General features: G+C 33.7%; 15 protein-coding genes. 7 read left to right on the top strand and 8 right to left on the bottom strand.

The window, feature by feature from the left end; genetic code table 11:
* Positions 1–8 precede the first annotated feature (8 nt).
* The 3 genes from U5A88_RS13625 to U5A88_RS13615 are packed head-to-tail and all read left to right on the top strand — an operon-like array spanning position 9 to position 3,719.
* A complete protein-coding gene (locus tag U5A88_RS13625; RefSeq protein ID WP_354207324.1) occupies positions 9–2,012 on the top strand; it encodes a fumarate reductase/succinate dehydrogenase flavoprotein subunit in 2,004 nt (667 codons plus the stop codon).
* Between the two features lie 8 nt (positions 2,013–2,020).
* Complete coding sequence (locus U5A88_RS13620) at positions 2,021–2,767, top strand: succinate dehydrogenase/fumarate reductase iron-sulfur subunit (protein WP_354207322.1); 747 nt, start codon at positions 2,021–2,023, stop codon at positions 2,765–2,767.
* A 4-nt stretch (positions 2,768–2,771) separates the two neighbouring features.
* Complete coding sequence (locus U5A88_RS13615) at positions 2,772–3,719, top strand: M28 family peptidase (protein WP_354207320.1); 948 nt, start codon at positions 2,772–2,774, stop codon at positions 3,717–3,719.
* On the opposite strand, the gene U5A88_RS13610 is transcribed toward U5A88_RS13615, so the two are convergent.
* Positions 3,720–4,844, bottom strand: coding sequence for a leucine-rich repeat domain-containing protein (locus tag U5A88_RS13610; RefSeq protein ID WP_354207318.1), 1,125 nt, complete (start codon positions 4,842–4,844; stop codon positions 3,720–3,722).
* 130 nt (positions 4,845–4,974) lie between these two features.
* Between U5A88_RS13610 and U5A88_RS13605 the strand changes: the two genes are divergently transcribed.
* The 3 genes from U5A88_RS13605 to U5A88_RS13595 are packed head-to-tail and all read left to right on the top strand — an operon-like array spanning position 4,975 to position 7,495.
* Positions 4,975–6,117 carry a methionine aminotransferase gene (locus U5A88_RS13605; protein WP_354207316.1) on the top strand — a complete coding sequence of 381 codons (1,143 nt, stop codon included), beginning with the start codon at positions 4,975–4,977 and terminating at the stop codon, positions 6,115–6,117.
* A gap of 54 nt (positions 6,118–6,171) precedes the next feature.
* Positions 6,172–6,699, top strand: coding sequence for a hypothetical protein (locus U5A88_RS13600; protein ID WP_354207314.1), 528 nt, complete (start codon positions 6,172–6,174; stop codon positions 6,697–6,699).
* 13 nt (positions 6,700–6,712) lie between these two features.
* A complete protein-coding gene (locus U5A88_RS13595; RefSeq protein WP_354207313.1) occupies positions 6,713–7,495 on the top strand; it encodes an amidohydrolase in 783 nt (260 codons plus the stop codon).
* On the opposite strand, the gene U5A88_RS13590 is transcribed toward U5A88_RS13595, so the two are convergent.
* The 4 genes from U5A88_RS13590 to U5A88_RS13575 all read right to left on the bottom strand — a co-directional run bounded on the left by U5A88_RS13590 (position 7,492) and on the right by U5A88_RS13575 (position 13,002).
* Entirely contained in the window at positions 7,492–7,920 is a 429-nt protein-coding gene (locus U5A88_RS13590; protein WP_354208192.1) for a hypothetical protein, read from the bottom strand. The genes U5A88_RS13595 and U5A88_RS13590 overlap by 4 nt on opposite strands.
* A gap of 40 nt (positions 7,921–7,960) precedes the next feature.
* A complete protein-coding gene (locus U5A88_RS13585) occupies positions 7,961–9,310 on the bottom strand; it encodes an endonuclease (RefSeq protein WP_354207311.1) in 1,350 nt (449 codons plus the stop codon).
* A 69-nt stretch (positions 9,311–9,379) separates the two neighbouring features.
* Positions 9,380–10,447, bottom strand: a complete 1,068-nt coding sequence (locus U5A88_RS13580; protein ID WP_354207309.1) for a hypothetical protein — start codon at positions 10,445–10,447, stop codon at positions 9,380–9,382.
* Between the two features lie 11 nt (positions 10,448–10,458).
* A complete protein-coding gene (locus U5A88_RS13575) occupies positions 10,459–13,002 on the bottom strand; it encodes a TonB-dependent receptor (protein ID WP_354207307.1) in 2,544 nt (847 codons plus the stop codon).
* A gap of 552 nt (positions 13,003–13,554) precedes the next feature.
* Between U5A88_RS13575 and U5A88_RS13570 the strand changes: the two genes are divergently transcribed.
* A complete protein-coding gene (locus U5A88_RS13570) occupies positions 13,555–15,987 on the top strand; it encodes a TonB-dependent receptor (RefSeq protein WP_354207305.1) in 2,433 nt (810 codons plus the stop codon).
* Positions 15,988–16,102: 115 nt separating this feature from the next.
* Here the strand turns inward: U5A88_RS13570 and rlmN are convergent, their stop codons facing one another.
* The 3 genes from rlmN to queA all read right to left on the bottom strand — a co-directional run bounded on the left by rlmN (position 16,103) and on the right by queA (position 19,993).
* Entirely contained in the window at positions 16,103–17,140 is a 1,038-nt protein-coding gene (gene rlmN, locus U5A88_RS13565) for a 23S rRNA (adenine(2503)-C(2))-methyltransferase RlmN (RefSeq protein WP_354207304.1), read from the bottom strand.
* Positions 17,137–18,831: a T9SS type A sorting domain-containing protein gene (locus tag U5A88_RS13560; RefSeq protein WP_354207302.1), complete on the bottom strand. Its 1,695-nt coding sequence runs from the start codon at positions 18,829–18,831 to the stop codon at positions 17,137–17,139. Before U5A88_RS13560 ends, rlmN begins: the two co-directional genes overlap by 4 nt.
* 112 nt (positions 18,832–18,943) lie before the next feature.
* Positions 18,944–19,993, bottom strand: coding sequence for a tRNA preQ1(34) S-adenosylmethionine ribosyltransferase-isomerase QueA (gene queA, locus U5A88_RS13555; RefSeq protein WP_354207300.1), 1,050 nt, complete (start codon positions 19,991–19,993; stop codon positions 18,944–18,946).
* Positions 19,994–20,171: the final 178 nt, after the last annotated feature.

Raw genomic sequence — 20,171 nt, 5'->3', positions numbered from 1 at the left:
ACTGTATTATGACGACTTTAAATTCAAAAGTGCCCAAAGGTCCAATAAAAGATAAATGGACGAATTATAAAGATAATATTGATCTGGTAAACCCGGCCAATAAACGAAATATAGACGTTATTGTTGTAGGAACCGGACTTGCTGGTGGTTCTGCTGCAGCTACTTTGGCCGAGCTTGGCTATAACGTAAAAGCGTTTTGTTACCAAGATTCACCGCGTAGGGCACATTCCATTGCCGCTCAGGGCGGGATAAATGCCGCTAAAAATTATCAAGGCGATGGTGATTCCAATTACCGCTTGTTCTATGATACCGTTAAGGGTGGAGATTACCGTTCGCGTGAAGCAAACGTATATCGTCTGGCAGAAGTTTCAGGAAATATCATTGACCAATGTGTGGCCCAAGGGGTACCTTTTGCCCGTGAATATGGCGGGTTATTGGACAACCGTTCTTTTGGGGGCGTTTTGGTTTCTAGAACTTTTTATGCCAAAGGACAAACAGGGCAACAATTATTATTGGGTGCTTATTCGGCAATGAACCGTCAAATTGCTCGTGGTAAAATTGAAATGTACAACCGTCATGAAATGTTGGATGTTGTAAAAGTTGACGGAAAAGCAAGAGGCATTATTACACGTAACCTTGTTAATGGTGAGATAGAACGCCATTCAGCACATGCAGTAGTTATAGCTTCTGGCGGTTATGGAAATGTTTATTTTTTATCGACGAATGCCATGGGTTCCAATGCAACTGCAGCTTGGAAAATCCATAAAAAAGGAGCTTATTTTGCAAATCCTTGCTTTACACAAATTCATCCAACTTGTATTCCACGTTCGGGCGATTACCAATCAAAATTGACCTTGATGTCGGAATCGTTGCGTAACGATGGTAGAATTTGGGTGCCAAAAAACATTGAAGATGCCAAAGCTATACAAGAAGGCAAACTAAAACCAACGCAGATTGCCGAAGAAAACAGGGATTACTTTTTAGAAAGACGTTACCCTGCATTTGGTAACTTGGTACCACGTGATGTAGCGTCAAGAGCAGCCAAAGAAAGATGTGATGCTGGTTTTGGCGTAAACGCTACCGGAGAAGCCGTATATCTGGATTTTGCAGCTGCCATTGAGCGTTATGGTTCAGAACAAGCTAAAATTCATGGTGTTCATAATCCATCAAAAGAAAGAATTATTGAATTAGGTGAGGGTATAATAGAAGCGAAATACGGAAACCTTTTTCAAATGTATGAGAAAATAATAGATGAAAACCCGTATAAAACACCAATGATGATCTATCCTGCAACCCACTACACCATGGGCGGTGTTTGGGTGGATTACAACTTGATGACTACCGTTCCGGGATTGTACTGTATCGGAGAAGCCAATTTTTCCGACCACGGGGCTAACCGTCTAGGAGCTTCTGCTTTAATGCAAGGTTTAGCAGATGGTTATTTTGTATTACCATATACTATTGGTGATTATTTAGCTGATGACATCCGTACAGGAGAAATTCCAACGGACACACCAGAATTTGATGCTGCAGAAAAAGAAGTAAAAGATAAAATAGATTTCTTTATCAATAATGAGGGAACACATTCTGTTGACTATTATCATAAAAAATTAGGATTGGTAATGTGGAACAAAGTAGGTATGGCACGTAATGAAAAAGGTCTAAAAGAAGCCATTAAGGAAATTCAAGAAATTAGAGAGGATTTTTGGAAAAATGTAAAAGTACCAGGCAAAAACGAAGAATTTAATCAAGAATTAGAAAAGGCAGGAAGAGTTGCGGACTTTTTGGAATTAGGAGAATTATTTGCTAAAGATGCCTTGGAAAGAAACGAATCATGTGGAGGACATTTCCGTGAAGAATATGTAACCGAAGATGGTGAGGCCTTACGTGATGACAAGAATTTTGCCTATGTATCCACTTGGGAGTATACTGGGAAGCCAAGTGAGGCAATTTTGCATAAAGAAGAATTAGAATTTAAGGATATTGAATTGAAGACGAGGTCATACAAATAAAATACATTATGAATTTAACGTTAAAAATCTGGAGACAAAAAGACTCAAAAACTAAGGGTCAAATGGTCGAATACAAAGTTACCGATATTTCAGAACATATGTCGTTTTTAGAAATGATGGATGTATTGAACGAGCAACTTGTAAATAAAAACGAAGAACCTATAGCTTTTGATCACGATTGTCGTGAAGGTATCTGTGGTATGTGTTCTTTACATATTAACGGAGAAGCTCACGGACCAGATAGAGGTATTACCACGTGCCAGTTGCATATGCGTATGTTCAAGGATGGAGAAACCATTACCATTGAACCTTGGAGAGCAAAAGCTTTTCCAGTAATTAAAGATTTGGTAGTTGATAGAACCGCTTTTGAGCGTATTCAGCAAGCGGGAGGATATATTTCCGTAAATACATCGGGTAATACGCAAGATGCCAATAGCATTCCTATTCCTAAACATGATGCTGATTTATCTATGGATGCTGCAGCTTGTATTGGTTGCGGTGCATGTGTAGCTAGTTGTAAAAATTCTAGTGCTATGTTGTTTGTTGGAGCAAAGGTATCTCAATTTGCTTTGTTACCACAGGGGAGAGTAGAAGCAACTGAACGCGTTTTAAATATGGTTAAACAAATGGACGAAGAAGGTTTTGGTAATTGTACAAATACTGGAGCTTGTGAAGTGGAATGCCCTAAGGGAATTTCGTTGGAAAATATTGCTAGAATGAATAGAGAGTATTTAGCTGCTAGTTTAAAAGGATAAGTTTATGAAGGGAGGCAATTTTATTTATGTAGTAATATTTCTACTTATTTTATCCGGATGCAAAACGCAATCAACAACCTCTGATAATTCAGAGAATAGTTATGTATCATCAATTGGGTTTTCTAAAGATTCATTATTACATCATATAAAAGTTTTATCTTCTGATGCATTTGAAGGACGTAGAACAGGAACCGAAGGCTCTCTGAAAGCAAGAAATTATATTACCTCAAAGTTTAAACAATTTGGCGTTTTACCTTTGTCAAAAACATATCATCAACCTTTTTCTTTTACAGGCAGAAGGGATAAGAAAAACTATAACGGAATAAACGTTTTAGGCGTTATTAAGGGAACACAAAATCCAGATAAGTACATTGTTATTTCTGCACATTATGATCATTTAGGGGTTAAAGATGGTGCTATTTATAATGGTGCTGATGATGATGCCTCAGGAACTAGTGCATTATTTAGTTTTGCTGAATATTTCAAGAAAAACCCACCTAAGCATTCGGTTGTTTTAGCTGCTTTTGATGCTGAAGAAATGGGGTTGCAAGGGTCAAAATATTATGTAGATAATCCGATAATAGGAAAGGAGAACATTTTAGTAAACCTTAATATGGATATGATTAGTAGAAGCGATAAAAATGAACTTTATGTTGTTGGAACTCGGTTTTATGAACATTTAAAACCAGTAATTACTGCTGTTAAACTTCCAGAAAACTTTGGATTATTAATTGGCCACGATGGTTCTGATGACAAGCAGAATTGGACAAACTCATCTGACCATGGGTCGTTTCATAAAAAACAGATTCCTTTTTTATATTTTGGTGTAGAAGACCATAAAGATTATCACAAAGAAACAGATGAATTTGAAAATATTCATCCTGAATTTTATGCTAAAGCGGTTAGTGTTATTATTTCTGTTTTTGAAGGCTTGGATGGAAGTTTAAAGTAATTAGTACTTTATTACTTTTTTTGAAACTTCTCCTGTTTCTGTTTTTATAATAAGATAGTAGAGCCCACCTGTTAATCTAGAAAGATTTACTTTGGTGTCACCGATCTCTAAAGTTCCACTAGAAACAATTTGCCCCTTTGCGTTAAACAATCTATAATATGCATCATCTAATATTGTAATATTTAACTCATTTTGAAACGGATTAGGGTATATGGACAATCCGTTCACTTCAAATTCATCGGTACTTAACGGGTTGCAATCTAAACTAAAAGTTGCATGAGCGTCAACATTGGTCCAATTAGAAATGGAATAACTAGGGTCGTCAACGGTAATACAAGTTAAATCAGCATTGTTTCTGGCAAAGAAACGATCAATATTTCCATTATTTCCATTATTGAGATTTAAAATTGTTAGTTCATTATTCGAACAATTAAACATTCTTAAGGCTGTATTTTCAGTTAAATCTAAACCTGTAAGTTGATTGTTATAACAATATAAATGCTCTAAATTTAAGTTTTGACTTACATCTAACTCAGTGAGTTCATTTCTAAAACAATCTAATCGTATAAGTGCAGTATTCTGACTTACATCTAAGGTGGTTAATTGATTGTAATAGCAATATAAATTTCTCAGAGCAATATTGTTGCTCACATCTAAATTTGCAAGTTTATTGTTGGCACAAAATAAAATTACCAATGCAGTATTTTGGCTTACATCAAGACTTGTCAATTGATTCCTGTAACATTGTAATGTTGTCAAAAGAACATTCTGACTTACATTTAAATTCACAAGTCTATTCTGGTGACAGAACAGGCTTATTAAATTAATGTTTTGACTTAAATCTAAATTGGTCAATTTGTTAGAGTGACATATAAGAGTTTCAAGGGCTGCAAAATCTTCAATACCTGTTAAGTCTAAAATCTCCTTGTTAGCAATGTTCAAAGTAGTAACATTAGCAATATTTATCGTTGGTACAGTACCATCTACAATGCCCGTATCATAGTTTAAATCTATTAAGGCTTGTTCAAAATTACTATCAGGTATATTTGTTGTTTGAGCAAAAGAATGAAACGCAACCAAAAGAAATACAATTGTAGATAGTTTTGTTACTTTGGTAAGCGTCATCTTTTATTTGTTGGTAATTTTTAGTGGTTTAAGAACCTTACTTTAATCAATTTTTTTATTTCTTTCAAAGATAAAAAAAAGAGGGTTATTAATTAGTCATTTTACTATATTATGCCTTAAAATAAATGATATGCAGATTCATTCTAAGTTGCCGACTATTAAAACCACTATTTTTACGATAATGAACAGGTTGGCAAAAGAAAACAATGCTATTAATCTTTCACAAGGTTTTCCTGATTTTGATTCTGATTCAAAACTAATTGAATTGGTTACCAAAGCCATGCATAATGGCTATAATCAATATGCTCCCATGCCTGGAGTTTTAGCATTAAGAGAACAAATTGCCAATAAATTTAATAATTTATATGATGTTGATTATCATCCTGAATCTGAAATAACAATTACTTCAGGTGCAACTCAAGCTATTTTTACCATTATAAGTACGTTTATAAAAAAGAACGATGAAGTAATTATCTTCAAACCTGCATACGATTGTTATGAACCCGCAATACAATTAAATAAAGGGAAACCTGTTTTTATCCAATTAGAAGCTCCAAAATATAAAGTAAATTGGCAAGAGGTAAAAGAAAAAATTACCACTGAAACCAAGATGATTATCATTAATACACCACATAATCCATGTGGAACGATTTGGAGTAAAGAAGATATGTTAGCACTTGAAGGTTTGGTAAAAGACACCAATATTATGGTGCTGAGCGATGAGGTTTACGAACATATTGTTTTTGATGGTTTGCAGCACCAAAGTGTATGTTTGTTTCCACATTTAAAAGAACGAAGTTTTGTTGTAGCATCATTTGGTAAAACATTTCACAATACAGGTTGGAAAATGGGATATTGTGCAGCACCTGCAGAATTGATGCATGAATTTAGAAAAGTACACCAGTTTAATGTGTTTTGTGTTAACCATCCCATGCAAATAGCTTTTGCTAAATATTTAAAGGAAGAAAATAGTTATTTGAAATTGAATTTGTTTTATCAGAAAAAGCGTGATCTTTTTTTGGATGCTGTTAAAGGTTCTAGATTTAAATTTATACCTTCAAATGGTACTTATTTCCAATTGCTAGATTACAGCAATATAAGCGATGAAAACGATATTGATTTTGCTAAAAGATTAGTTGAAGAATATAAAATAGCTGCAATACCAGTTTCTGTTTTTAACACCAATAATCTTGACCAAAAGATAGTTCGGTTTTGTTTTGCTAAAAAAGATGAAACATTAATAGAAGCCGCTAACATCTTAAATAAAATTTAAATGCATTACTATTTTAATTAACTTTGTTTAAACTAAAATTTAAAAACTAAGATTATGAATTTTTCAAAGAAAAATCACGAACACGATAAAAAAAATAGAGGTTTTGTGAGTAAAAATATAAAACTATTGGCCTCAATGGTGTTGTTATTAGCAACAATACTAGTGCAAGCACAAAAAGTAGAATATCAAGGAAAAGAGTATAAAGTAAAAAAAGATTTGATTTTTTTAGATGGTGTTGATGTTACTCCAAATTTAACTGTATCTGAACAGACAGCTATAAAAGATGCATTAAAGCGTCAAATAGCTTTAGAAAAAGCTGAAAAAGAACAGAAAAAAGCGGAGAAAAAGCAGAAGCAAGCGGAGAAAAAGCAAAAAAAGGCTGAAAAAGAAGTTAAAAAAAGGGAAAAAGCCCAAAGTAACTTTGAAAAGAGTCAAAAAAAATATAAAAAGGATACTACAAAATATGAAAAGTTAAAGGCAAAGGGAAAATTATCTCCAGAAGATGAGGAAAAATGGCTTAAAAAGTTAGAAAAGCAAAGAGAGAAAATTGAAAAAGCGGAGAAAAAGCTAAGAAGAATGTAAGCTTTTTAAACTGATGCAAAACAAGCTGAAAATAGCTATTATCCAAACTGACTTGGTTTGGGAAAATCCTGAAGAAAATCGGAGAAATTTTTCGAAAAAAATTGAAAACATTTCAGCTGATGTTGATTTAATCATTTTGCCTGAAATGTTTACTACAGGTTTTACTATGCAACCTAAAAATGTTGCCGAAAAAATGGATGGAACATCTATCTATTGGCTTAAAGAATTGGCTGCTAAAAAAAAGACAGCTATTGCAGGGAGTTTAGTTATTGAAGAAAATGATAATTATTACAATCGTTTTGTGTTTATTTTTCCTAATGGTAAAATAGAAAACTACGATAAGCGACACACCTTCACCTTAGCTGGCGAGAACAAACTATACACATCTGGTACTAAAAAAGTAATAGTAAATTTTAAGGGTTGGAAAATTTGTCCAATGGTGTGTTACGATCTTCGGTTTCCTGTTTGGTCAAGGAATACTGAAGATTATGATTTTTTGATTTACGTAGCTAACTGGCCTAAGCTTAGAATTGAGGCTTGGCATACATTACTAAAAGCTAGGGCAATAGAAAACATGTCATATTGTGTTGGTGTAAACCGAATAGGTTCAGACAAAAATGGCTATGAATTTACCGGTAATTCCATTGCGTTTGATGGGTTAGGGAGACAGATTTCCGACATACAACCCTATCAAGATGCTACTGAAATAATAACCCTTTCAAAAGAAAACCTAAAAAAAATCCGAGAAAAATTCAAGTTTTTAGAAGATAGAGATAACTTTACTCTTAACCTTTAAGAAAACCACTGCCCCCAAGGAATTCTACTCAGAACAAATAATAATCCTAATCCATAAAAAACAGCAATAGCTTTAAATTTGCCTTTATCTGTAGTTTTCTTTTTGTGTTTGGACCAACCAATGGTAATAAAAATAATAGCAATTAACATCATTAAAGGATGTTCTACGCTTAATAAACGTAAGCCAGAATTGCCCATAGCTTCACCCATACCTACTTCCTTTAATGCTTTATACGATGGAGACATAAAATACCAGCCCAATCCGATTAATAATTGTATATGTGTAACGATAAGCGTAAATAAAGAAATTCGAAGGTCTTTGTCCTTGAATTCTTTACTTTGCGTTAAGCCGATAATAGAATTTATGGTGGCGATTATCAATAGTGCCAAAACTAAATAAGCCCAATAGGAATGTATCATTTTCATCATAATGTATAGATTTTGATTTTAAACAAAAGTACTAAAATTATTGCCATTTGTTTTCAGCAGCATTGCCTCCCCAAATAAGCGTAGCTATATAAGGATTGTCAATAAAGGGGTTTCTATTTCCTTGTGCACTTTCAATAATATTGTTTCTCTGAATTTCAAAATCTGAAACAGGATCGGCAATGTTCCATTCTAAAAACAGCTCCAATGTACCCACTTTTTCAAAAGTTTCACCATAGCGGATATTCAAATACATTATCATTCTAGCTACATCACCTCGCCAATCATCACCAGGAAACCATTTGTTGTTTTCAGACTTATAACTTCCGCTGCCATCCATAAAAGGATGATTGCTTCTATCGGAGTTAACAGATGCATCACATGATCTTAAATGATGTAAATCGGTTACTGCATCGTTAGCATCTAATAAAGATTGTGGATAGACATGCTCCGTATTAAATGTTTGTGGACTATAAGAATTTGTGCCAGAGGTATATTCTTCCCAATAACGACTTTCTCCAGAATACATCAAAATTACGTTATCTTTATTAGCATCATCTTCATCAGCATTGTATAGAAAATTATGTCGCTGCCCATACGATAGAATTGTAGTATGTTGGGTTGTTGTAAAATCACTTAGCAAAGTCTTGTTCAATTCAGCATCAGATGTTAAGCCTAGGTTTTCATAATAAGCAACTAAATCTGTTGGAATATTAAATGCTATTGACTCTAGTATGGTAACTTTAACTGTAGCTGTTGCACATGCAGCCGTTGGTGTATCATCATCACAAATAGAATAGGTAAAAGTGTCTTCACCGGTAAAATCAGTTTGAGGCACATAAGTTATACTTCCATCGTCATTTAATGTAACCGTCCCAGTTGAATTTGAATTATCAACCGAATTTATAGTGGCATCATCTGCCAAATCATCATTATCTAAAATATCTGCAAATGTTCTTGAGGTGTTCTTTGTGCTGTTGTAATTATCATCAACAGCAATGGGAGTTCCTTCGTCAGAAATAGTTATTGTCACCGTTGCCGTGGAACAATTTTTTGGAGTTCTAGAATCACAAATAGTATATTTAAAAGTATCAGTGCCCACATAACTTTTAGCTGGAACATATGTATAATTCCCATTTCTGTTATCTTCAATAGTACCACCGTTAGTGCTTGTAGCATCAAAAGTAGTTATCCTTGCATTACCCAAATCTTTATCGTTTGATAATAAAGTTGAAATAATTAAAGCTTCATCTTCAACAGCATTAAAAGCATCATTTATTGCAACGGGTTTTTTTATTTCTGGTTCAGGCGGTTTAACAGTACCACCACTATCGCTTCCACAGTTTGAAAAAAGTAGAATAAATAGTATTAAATAAAAGGACTTTCTCATAGTTACAAATATAAAAAAACCTCTTATACAATTATCGCATAAGAGGTTTTAAAAAGTTAAATTTATTATTTATTGAAGTACGTAAACGCCTCCTTGTAATATCACTTTCATTTCCCAAATTCCATTTGCTCCATTATAGATATTATAAGTAACAGCAAATTTTTGTCCTTCTGCCATATTAGGGAAGTTATTTAATAAAATAGTGTTTATTTTTGCTAACCTAGCTTCTTCAGACTCTTCGGCTTTACCAGCTCTAACATCAAAATTCCCGTATTGACCATTACCAACTAAAGTGTAATCAGCTCCCGTTAAGGTATATTTGATTGTATTATCTGGCACCCATGTAGTACCATCATGACCGAATTTTATGGTTTCGTTAGCAACATTGTTATACTTGGACCATGCTGAACCATCAAATACATAGTTAGCTGTGTAACTTTTGGTAATGCCACCACCTTTATATAACTCATACATAGTGGCTACAATATCACCTGCACTTTTAGGATTGTATTTATAAACATCCAACAAGGCTATTGGTGTTTTAGCTTCAGCTTCGTCATGACTTGAGAAATTAGGAAAACCTTCTCCCATAGCATTATATTGATCAGGAGTGAAACCTGCAATTTTATTCCATTCACCATCCATGAAGTAAAAACCATCGGTTAATTCGGTTTCGCCACCGTTATAAAACTTATATCTTAGTGAGTGGAAATCTCCATCTTCAGCATCAGGATATTTATCCTCTAAAAAATTAGTTGCATGGTAATCTCTGTCAAAATTCCCATAAGTATTACCTGTTACTTCGTTATGCTCTGCACTAGATAATTCATAAATATTTTTGCTATAGGTTTCCTTTTTATTATACCATTTAAAAGTAACAGTAGCTAAAGAACCATCTCCCCAAACAGGATATTTATCAATTAACAATCCAGGAATCATTGATTTTGCATCATCAATTGAATTGAAGTTGCCAAAGTTTAAATCTAAATCATCATAATCATCATCAGATAATGTATAATCAATTTCACCTGTTATTACTTTTTGCTGAGCATCAATCTCAGTATGAATGTCGTCCATAGGGTCGCAACTTGTTAAAGCTACACCTACAATTAGCACTAAATAAAATATTTTTTTCATTATTTTTTTGTTTAAAAATTAAGTTTTGCACTAAAGTTAAAAGTTCTACCAAAACCGTACCATACCAAAGCTGAAGCTGCATCATGGTTTGTTCCATCTATTGCATCAGCAATATATTCTGTGTCAAAAACGTTGTTCATTCTTGCAGTTAAAGTAGCGTCGAAAGGACCAAAATCAAAACCATACCTCACACTAGCATCAAAAGTACTGTAATCTGGTGCTTTCCATGATTGTGGTATGCCTTGAGATGTTCTATCGTTAGGATCATAATCTGCGTAATAATTACCAAAATAGTTATAATCAACTGAAAAATAAGTTTTATCCATTATTTCCCAATTTAAACCTAAAGCAGCAGTTGTTTGTGCGGCATCAGATACTTTTAAACCTTCGATATATAAATCTATTGGATCTCCTACTGGATTGTTCTCTTCATCAAAAACTTGCACACCTAAAACATCATTGTCCCATTTCCAATCTCCTAAAGATAACATACCTGTCAATGTTAATTTAGTTGAAGGTCTATAGTTAAAATCAAATTCTATACCTTGATGAATAGCATTTACACCCAAAAGGTTTACAAAAAACTGTTCTCCATTTTCTTGGAATCTATCCGTATATGATCTATCATTCCATTTTGTATGATATACATTCAAGTTGGCTGCAAATTTTTCACCTCTAAATCCATATCCTAGTTCAAAAGAAAGTATTTTTTCATTATCAGCTTCTTCATTAATTGTTTCGTTATTAAAGTTTAAGAAAACGGCATCAAATATTGGTGCTTTTTCAAAATAACCTACATTAACAAAAATGTTGTGATTTTCATTTAAATTATAGTTAGCACCACCTTTTATACCATAACCTCCAAAATTGTATTTATCAGTTTCTTGCAAAGGGTCATTGTCAAGATAATTAAAATAATCTATTCTTCTATAAGATGTGTTTGAAGCTGTAATAGAAACAAACCCTGCAATTACATCATTATTATATTCTAATTGTGTAAACAGCCCTTGCCAACCTACTTCACCATCGTTATTGTAAGAAAACTTATCTCCAACAGTTAATGCTCTATTAGGATTATTAGCATCACTATCATCAAATGCATAAGAACCTCCTAATAAATCGGTAACCTCCCTAAAATGTTTACCAGTATAGGTTCGTAAATCAAGACCAGCTACAAATGCCAAATTATCACTTAAGTCAGTTTTAAATGTTGATAGTACTCCATACCAGCTATGGTCGTTTCTAGACGCTCTTAAAAAAGCTTCAGAACCTAAGCCTTGTAAACCATTAGCTCTATTAATTTCTATAATGTTATCGATATCAACGGGCTGGTCACTACCTCCTAATCTAGTATTGAATAAATCTGTATTAGAACCAGCAGTACCACCACCACCACCAGTACCCCAAGAGGCATAGAATGCTGTTGATAAACTAGATTTTTCACCCATAGTCCAATAATGGTTTAAAGATGTTTGAGATTTGTGATAAAAATTATCTTCAATATGTACAACTTTACCACCTCTTAAACCCCAATCTGGGTTAAATCGAGTACCACTTTCAGCATTTCTATAGGTAGCAATAGTACTTCTGTTTTGTCTTTGTCCGTGACGTTGAGGTGCACCAAAAGAAGTCAATGAGATTTTGTGATTATCATTTAATTGCTTAGAAACATTTAAAAAGTAATTGTATCCTTCAAATTCAGTACCGTCAATATAACCGTTACCTTTTGTTTTTGCACCAGAAACGGTAACAGCCCATCCACTATCTAATAATCCAGTAGAAATAGTAGCTCCGTATTTTTGATACCCATCATTACCAACACCTACACCAATACTTCCTCCAGTTTCTACGTCCGTGGTTTTCGATAAGATATTAACTGTACCACCAATTGAAGGAACAGCTACTTTAGAAGCACCTAAACCTCTTTGAACTTGCATAGCACTTGTAACATCAGCTAGACCGGCCCAGTTAGACCAATATACTCTGCCATTTTCCATGTCATTAACAGGAACTCCGTTAATCATTACGGCAACATTCTCAGAATTAAAACCTCTTAAGTTTAATCTACCATCACCAAAACCACCACCAGACTTGGTAGCATATACCCCTGGAGTAGATTTTAAAATTTCAGGAAATTCTTGTGTACCTAGTTTTGCTTCAATCTCTTGAGCTTTAATAGTTGAAACTGCAACAGGAGTTTCTCTGTCTACTGCAAAAGAAACAGCGGTAACCACAATCTCATCTAATGTGTTGTCAGAAGCCAATGTAATTGTTCCTAAATCTTTTGTTTCGCCAGAGGCTACAGTAAAACTTACCGTTTTATTGGTAAAACCAATAAATGACACAACAATTGAACCTGAACCAGCATTAACGTTTAACGAAAACTTTCCGTCAAAATCTGTAGTAGTACCATTTGTGGTGCCTTTTTCCAAAATATTGGCTCCAGGTAATGGTCCTGATTCATCATTAATTGTACCCGTAATGGTTTGTGCATACATTGCTGATGATATTACAAAAAATAATACCACCAAACATAATTGAGTAATTTTTTTCATGTGTAAATTGAATTAGTTTAAAATTTTACCACGCAAAAGTAATAATTTAAAAATTATTATATCTTTAAGATAACATTAACTTTTTAACTGTTTTTAGGGTTATGTTGATAAATGTCTAACAAGAGGTTAATATTTATTGGAATTATAATATTCAGAGGTTTAATAATTGTATTATTCTCATAAATGGTTAATATATTTAAGACTAATCAATTAATTTTTTATTCAATAATTTTTTAATTCATTTATATTTCTTTAACGTTTAATTAAAAAACTTTAAAACACTAGTTGTAATTCGTAATTCTATTATATCTTTGCAGCATCTCAATAAAGGGGTGCCAAAATATCGGCTGAGATTATACCCATTGAACCTAGAACAGGTAATGCTGTTTAGGGAACCGAGCGTTAAAATATGTCCGGTGGACATATTTAGCGAAGGTGTCAGATGGCGAGGTGGCAAAAACATAAATCTTTACTGCCATAACATTTTTACCATAACAAAGAATAATTACCTCTTTTTATTCGATTAATTAGTTAAAAACTATACTTAATCGTATGAAAATTTTATTCAATTATTTGCCATATCACCATTTGCGAAGACTTCATAATCGTTTAGCTCTACTTTTACTTTTTGCTTCATTTTTTACTTTTGCTCAAGAATTTACGGTTTCAGGTAAAGTTCTTGATGAAAACAGTCAGCCCATGCCAGGGACAACAGTTTTAATTAAAGGAACAGAAAAAGGGACAACAACAGATTTTAACGGATTTTATCAGTTAAGACTAGAAAGAGGACAATACACCTTGGTATTCAGTTTTATGGGGCAACCGATTGAAAGAACATTTTTTCTCTATGCAGACAAAACATTGAACATACAAATTGGACAAGAACCAGAATTATTAGACGAGGTTTTAGTAAAAGCAGTAAGAGTTGAAGCTACATCACCTATTACCCATTCTAATCTTGAAAAGGAAGAAATCACAAAACGCAATTTAGGTCAGGATATTCCTATTTTAATGAATTACATGCCATCAGTTGTAACCACCAGTGATGCTGGTGCAGGTATCGGTTATACGGGTATTAGAGTTAGAGGAGTCAGTGCCCAATCTACCAACATTACTATCAACGGAATTCCGTTTAACGATCAAGAATCATTGGGAACATTTTGGGTTAATTTGCCTGATTTTTCTTCGTCTGTAGAAAATTTGCAATTACAACGTGGCGTGGGTACATCTACCAACGGTTCCGGTGCTTTCGGGGCTAGTATTAATGTACTGACGGACGCGGTTTCGGATACTGCCTTTGGCGAAATTTCAAATTCCTTTGGCAGTTTTAATACCCGTAAGCATACACTAAAATTCAGTACTGGGCTGTTGAACGATCATATAGAAATAGCGGGGCGGTTATCTCAGATAAAATCAGACGGATATGTGGATAGAGCCAGAGCGAACCTTAAATCCTATTTTTTACAAGGGGCATACAAAGATGATAATACTTTAATAAAAGCGGTAGTATTTGGTGGTCATGAAAACACCTATTTGGCTTGGAACGGCATTGAGGATTTAGATATTTTGGAAAACAACAGAACGTATAATCCGTCAGGAGAATATACCGATGCTGATGGAGAAACCCAATTTTACGATAATGAAATTGATAACTATAAACAAGATCATTATCAATTGCATTGGAACGAGCAAATAACCAACAATTGGTCAACAAATATTGGACTTAATTATACACAAGGCCGTGGTTATTACGAGCAATACAAGGAGGATGAAAACTTTAGTGATTATGGTTTAGCGGAAATCACGATTGATAATACTGTTATAAATGAAACCGACTTAATACGACGAAAGTGGCTTGATAATGATTTTTATGTTGCCAACGCCTCGGTAAATTACAAGGACAATAGGCTTAACAGTAACACGGGGGTATCTTATAGTAATTATGATGGTGATCATTTCGGAGAAATAATTTGGGCTCAGTTTTCTGGAAATAACAACATCAGAGAACGTTATTATGATGGTAATGGTAAAAAAACAGATTTAAGTTTTTTTTCGAAGGCTACTTATAAATTGAATGATAAGATTAGCCTTTTTGGTGATCTGCAATTGCGATTACTCAACTATAAAACCACAGGGATAAACTCGGATAGAACACCTTTAATACTTGACAAAAAATATAGTTTTTTTAATCCAAAAGCTGGAATTACTTATACATTAAACCCAAACAATAATTTGTATTTTTCTTATGCTAGAGCCAACAGAGAACCAAATAAAGATGATTTTGAGGCCAATGCCGACGTAAAACCAGAACAATTGAACGATTTTGAACTGGGCTGGCGATACAGTAATGGAAACCTAAAGATTAACAGCAATTTGTACTATATGCTCTATAATGAGCAATTAGTTTTAACCGGAGCATTAGACGATGTCGGTTCGCCGATTAGAGCTAACAGCGGTGAAAGTTACCGATTAGGATTAGAGTTAGATGCTCAATTACAACTAAACAATCAATTTGCAATACAACCTGCAATTGCATTTAGTTCTAATAAAAATATAGCGTATAAAACTCAATTAGATGGACAATTGGTTAATTTAGGAAAAACCAATATTTCTTTTTCACCAGAAATTGTGGCTTCAAATGCTATAGTCTATAGACCTATTACTAATTTGCAATTTTCTTTTTTGAGTAAATACGTAGGCGAACAATTTATGGGCAATACAGATTCTGAACGATCAAAACTTGAGGCCTATTTTGTGAGTGATTTCAACCTATTTTATGAGATTAAACCTAAAAGCATATTCAAATCTATTGTTGTTTCAGCTTTGGTAAATAATATCTTTAATAAAAAGTATATTTCTAACGGATATTATTATACCTATGACGATACATGGTCAGTACCAAATCAAACAACAACTATTGAAGGGGCAGGATACTATCCGCAGGCAACAACAAATTTTTTGGTGGGATTGACCTTGAAATTTTAAAAGAAGCCCATCCCTAAACCTTCCCAGAGAGAAGAGGATACAACTGGAATGAAATGGTTAATCTGTAAAATTCAACTCGGTAAGACTGACTGCCTACTGATGACTGAAGACTTTTTTACGTTTTGTTAGCTAACTGTCCACAAGCAGCATCAATATCTTTTCCTCGACTTCGGCGAACATTTACAACAATACGGTTAGCTTCTAAAATTTTTACATACATATCAATAGCATCATCATCGGCTTGTTGAAATTCACCATCGTCAATGGCATTATATTCTATCAAATTTACTTTTGAAGGCACTTTTTTACAATAATCTACCAAGGCATTGGCATCTTTTTGGGTGTCGTTAATACCTTTCCAAACTACGTATTCAAAAGTTATTTTTTGTTTGGTTTTGGCATACCAATATTGAAGTGATTCCAACAATTCTGCTAAATTACTTTTTTCGTTAATGGGCATCATTTTAGACCGAACTTCGTCAATAGCTGAGTGTAAAGAAACTGCTAAATTGAATTTAACGGCATCATCTGCTAATTTTTTTATCATTTTCGGAATACCAACGGTAGATAGTGTAATCCGTTTTGGTGACATGCCCAGGCCCTCATCAGACGTAATTTTTTCAATTGAGGCCAATACATTTTTATAATTTAACAATGGTTCGCCCATACCCATAAAAACAATATTCGATAGCTTACGGTTGTGGTACAGACGGCTTTGTTTGTCAATGGCTACAACTTGATCGTAAATTTCGTCAGGATTAAGATTACGCATTCGCTTTAAGCGAGCAGTAGCACAAAAATTACAATCTAAACTACACCCAACTTGACTTGAAACACAGGCAGTTGTTCTGGTTTCAGTTGGAATTAAAACGGACTCGACGATCATATTATCATGCAACTTTATGGCATTTTTTATAGTGCCATCATTAGAACGTTGCATTTGGTCAACTTCTATGTGGTTAATTACAAAATTATTCTCCAACATTGTTCTTGTTTCTTTTGAGATATTGGTCATATCATCAAAAGAATAGGTAGCCTTACTCCATAACCATTCATAAACTTGGTTACCACGAAAAGCTTTATCATTATTTTCAGCAAAAAAGTCGCGTAGTTGCTCTTTCGTTAAGGCTCTAATATCTTGTTTTTTTGTCATTTTTTACCTAAAATAATCTTTTTAACCAAACTATTTCCAGTTCCGATTTCGGTTATTCTTATAAAGTAAATGTTATCAGAAAAATTATTTAAGTCAATAGTATTATTGTCAATAGGAGTGTTACGAACTAAAGTTTGCCCCAGTAAATTATATACTTCGTAAGTTAAATCATTTGTCATTTCATGCAATTTTATTTTAACAATTCCTTTTGAAGGATTTGGGTACAACGTGATATTATTCCCAAAATGACCATCATCTACTTTTAGTGTATTTGACAAAGCGTCTAGAGTACTTACATTATTTGATTGAGGATCTAACCAATCTCTTAATCTCGTAGCTGACGTTGATCCGCTGTTCCATGCTATTGCAAAACGACCGTACAAATCAAAATCGTCGTTATCTGATGTGCCTGTACAAAGAGCATTTCCGCCATATAATTGCCCTATAATGTGCCCATTCTGATTAAATAAAGGCGAACCTGAAGAGCCACCTTCGGTTACACCGAGTTCCCATCCATTTCCATCACCAATACCATCATTTAAACCACCAATTAACCAGATTTGCTTCCCATCTGAAGTTGCTTTTTTGGCTCCAGTATCATCTCGACTAATTTTCATAATATCGCCTTCAGGATGATGAATACTAACCTCAAAAGTTGGATCAAAATCCGTTCTGTCCCATCCTGCAAAAGTAACATCCCAATCATTAGGAATAGGGTTGTTTAACTCTAACAATAGCATATCGGCATCAGAATATTGAGCTTTTATAGAAGACCCCATCATTGTAAACTCTTCAGGAGAATCAGTACTACCATTAATTGCAGCACAAACTGGATTTGGACTAATCCAATTAAAACGCATGGAAAAAATTGAAGGATTTGCTGCCGGATTTCCAGAATCTCTTTCTAAACAATGTTCAGCCGATAAAAAGTAAGGTTTTTTATCTTGAGCAGTGTTGTTTATTAAAGCTCCTGAGCAAATAAAACCATCTCCCATATTTAAAAAAGCAACAGATTTTTTTAATTCGTCTCTATTGGCTTCAAAATCAGCTCCTATAGCACAATCAACATCATGATTACAATCACCCGAGTTATTTATTTTTAAAATTGATTTATCATCATATCCTTTTTGAGTAGTGTTTCCAAGTCTATAACCATGAATAACCGAACCAATATTTAATTTACCTTGACCCTTTACTGCTGAAGGCTCATAATATTCTATCCATATTCTATCTCCTTTTACAAACCAAGTACCTAACTCATTTTTCTCATTATTGGCCGCAGACGTAATTGCACCTAACAAGTCCGTTTTTTCATTATTATACAAATAAATGTTACTACCCTCAGGCAGATAAAAATTATTAAAGTTAACACTTAAATGAAGAGCGTCTGTTGACACAAATGAAATTCTCCAAATACGGTCACCGTTAGATAAATCTGTCCAAAAACCAGCATTTTGCAATCCATAATTAACTTTTTTAGAAACACCGATTCTGTAGGGTTTAGTTTTTGTTTTATCACTTTTAACATCTTCAGTCCTGAGTTGTTTTAGGTTAGATTGAGACAAAAGTATGGGTTTTATGACTGCTTTGGTATTGGTTAAGCCCCAACTTAAAGGTTGCCCTTCATTAGTAACCTGAGCAGCTATTAACAATGGGGAAATTAGAAAAATAAAAAGTAATTTTTTTTTCAAAATGACAATTTTTTTAAACCCGTTGAATTGGGCAATTTTCGTAAAGGTATTAAAAAAGCCTCATATCATTAGAATATAAGGCTTTTCTATTTTATTTGATGGTAAAAACTAATTAGATAATTAGCATGGCATCACCATAAGAATAAAAATTATATTTTTCTTTAATAGCTTCAGCATAGGCCTCTTTTAGAAAATCATGGCCTGCAAATGCAGAAGTCATCATCATTAATGTAGATTTTGGCGTATGGAAATTGGTGACCATAGCATCGGCAATACTGAATTCGTAAGGTGGAAAAATAAACTTATTTGTCCATCCGTTAAATGGTTTAAGGTGATGGTCGGCGGAAACAGAACTTTCTAAGGTTCTCATAACCGTAGTACCAATGGCTATAACTCTTTTTTTAGTATCAATTGCTGTATTAACCATTTTAGAAGCATTTTCAGGAATATCTATTTCCTCAGAATCCATTTTGTGTTTGGATAAATCTTCTACTTCAACAGGGTTAAAAGTACCCAAGCCAACATGCAAAGTTACTTCTGCCAAATTTATTCCTTTAATTTCCAATCTTTTTAAAAGATGCTTAGAGAAATGCAACCCAGCAGTAGGTGCGGCAACAGCCCCTTCATGTTTTGCATAAATAGTTTGGTATCTTTCATCATCTATAGGTTCTACATCTCTTTTTATATACTTTGGCAATGGAGTTTCACCTAGCTCTTTTAATTTTTTTCTAAATGCTTCGTAAGATCCATCAAATAGAAATCGCAACGTTCTACCTCTAGAAGTAGTGTTGTCGATAACCTCTGCAACTAAATCGTCATTATCTCCAAAAAATAATTTGTTACCAATTCTAATTTTTCGTGCTGGATCTACCAACACATCCCACAATCTGCTTTCTGCATTTAATTCGCGTAATAAAAAAACTTCGATTCTAGCTCCGGTTTTTTCTTTGTTTCCATATAGCCTTGCTGGAAAAACCTTTGTATTATTAAAAACCATTACATCACCTTCATCAAAATAATGTACGAGATCTTTAAATTGCTTATGTTCAATTTTTTGTGTTTTTCTGTCTAAGACCATTAGCCTTGCTTCATCTCGTTGCTCTGAAGGGTAGCTTGCTAATAATTCTTCTGGTAAATCAAATTTAAAATGTGATAATTTCATATGTAGTATACGGGTTTTGCTGGGTTTAAAAAAACGAAGGCAAATATACAATATACATATACCCTTTGTCAAGTGTTTGGCTAATTATATTATTTAAAGCGTTTTATTTGGTAGCTATATTAAAATTAATAAGGTTATTAATTTACCTTGAATCCTTATCTTTGCATCTTCATACTCC

It is taken from the genome of Aureibaculum sp. 2308TA14-22, assembly GCF_040538665.1.
Lineage (GTDB): Bacteria > Bacteroidota > Bacteroidia > Flavobacteriales > Flavobacteriaceae > Aureibaculum.
Note: the sequence above shows the minus strand (reverse complement) of the source record. Positions and strands in the feature narration are given on the sequence as shown.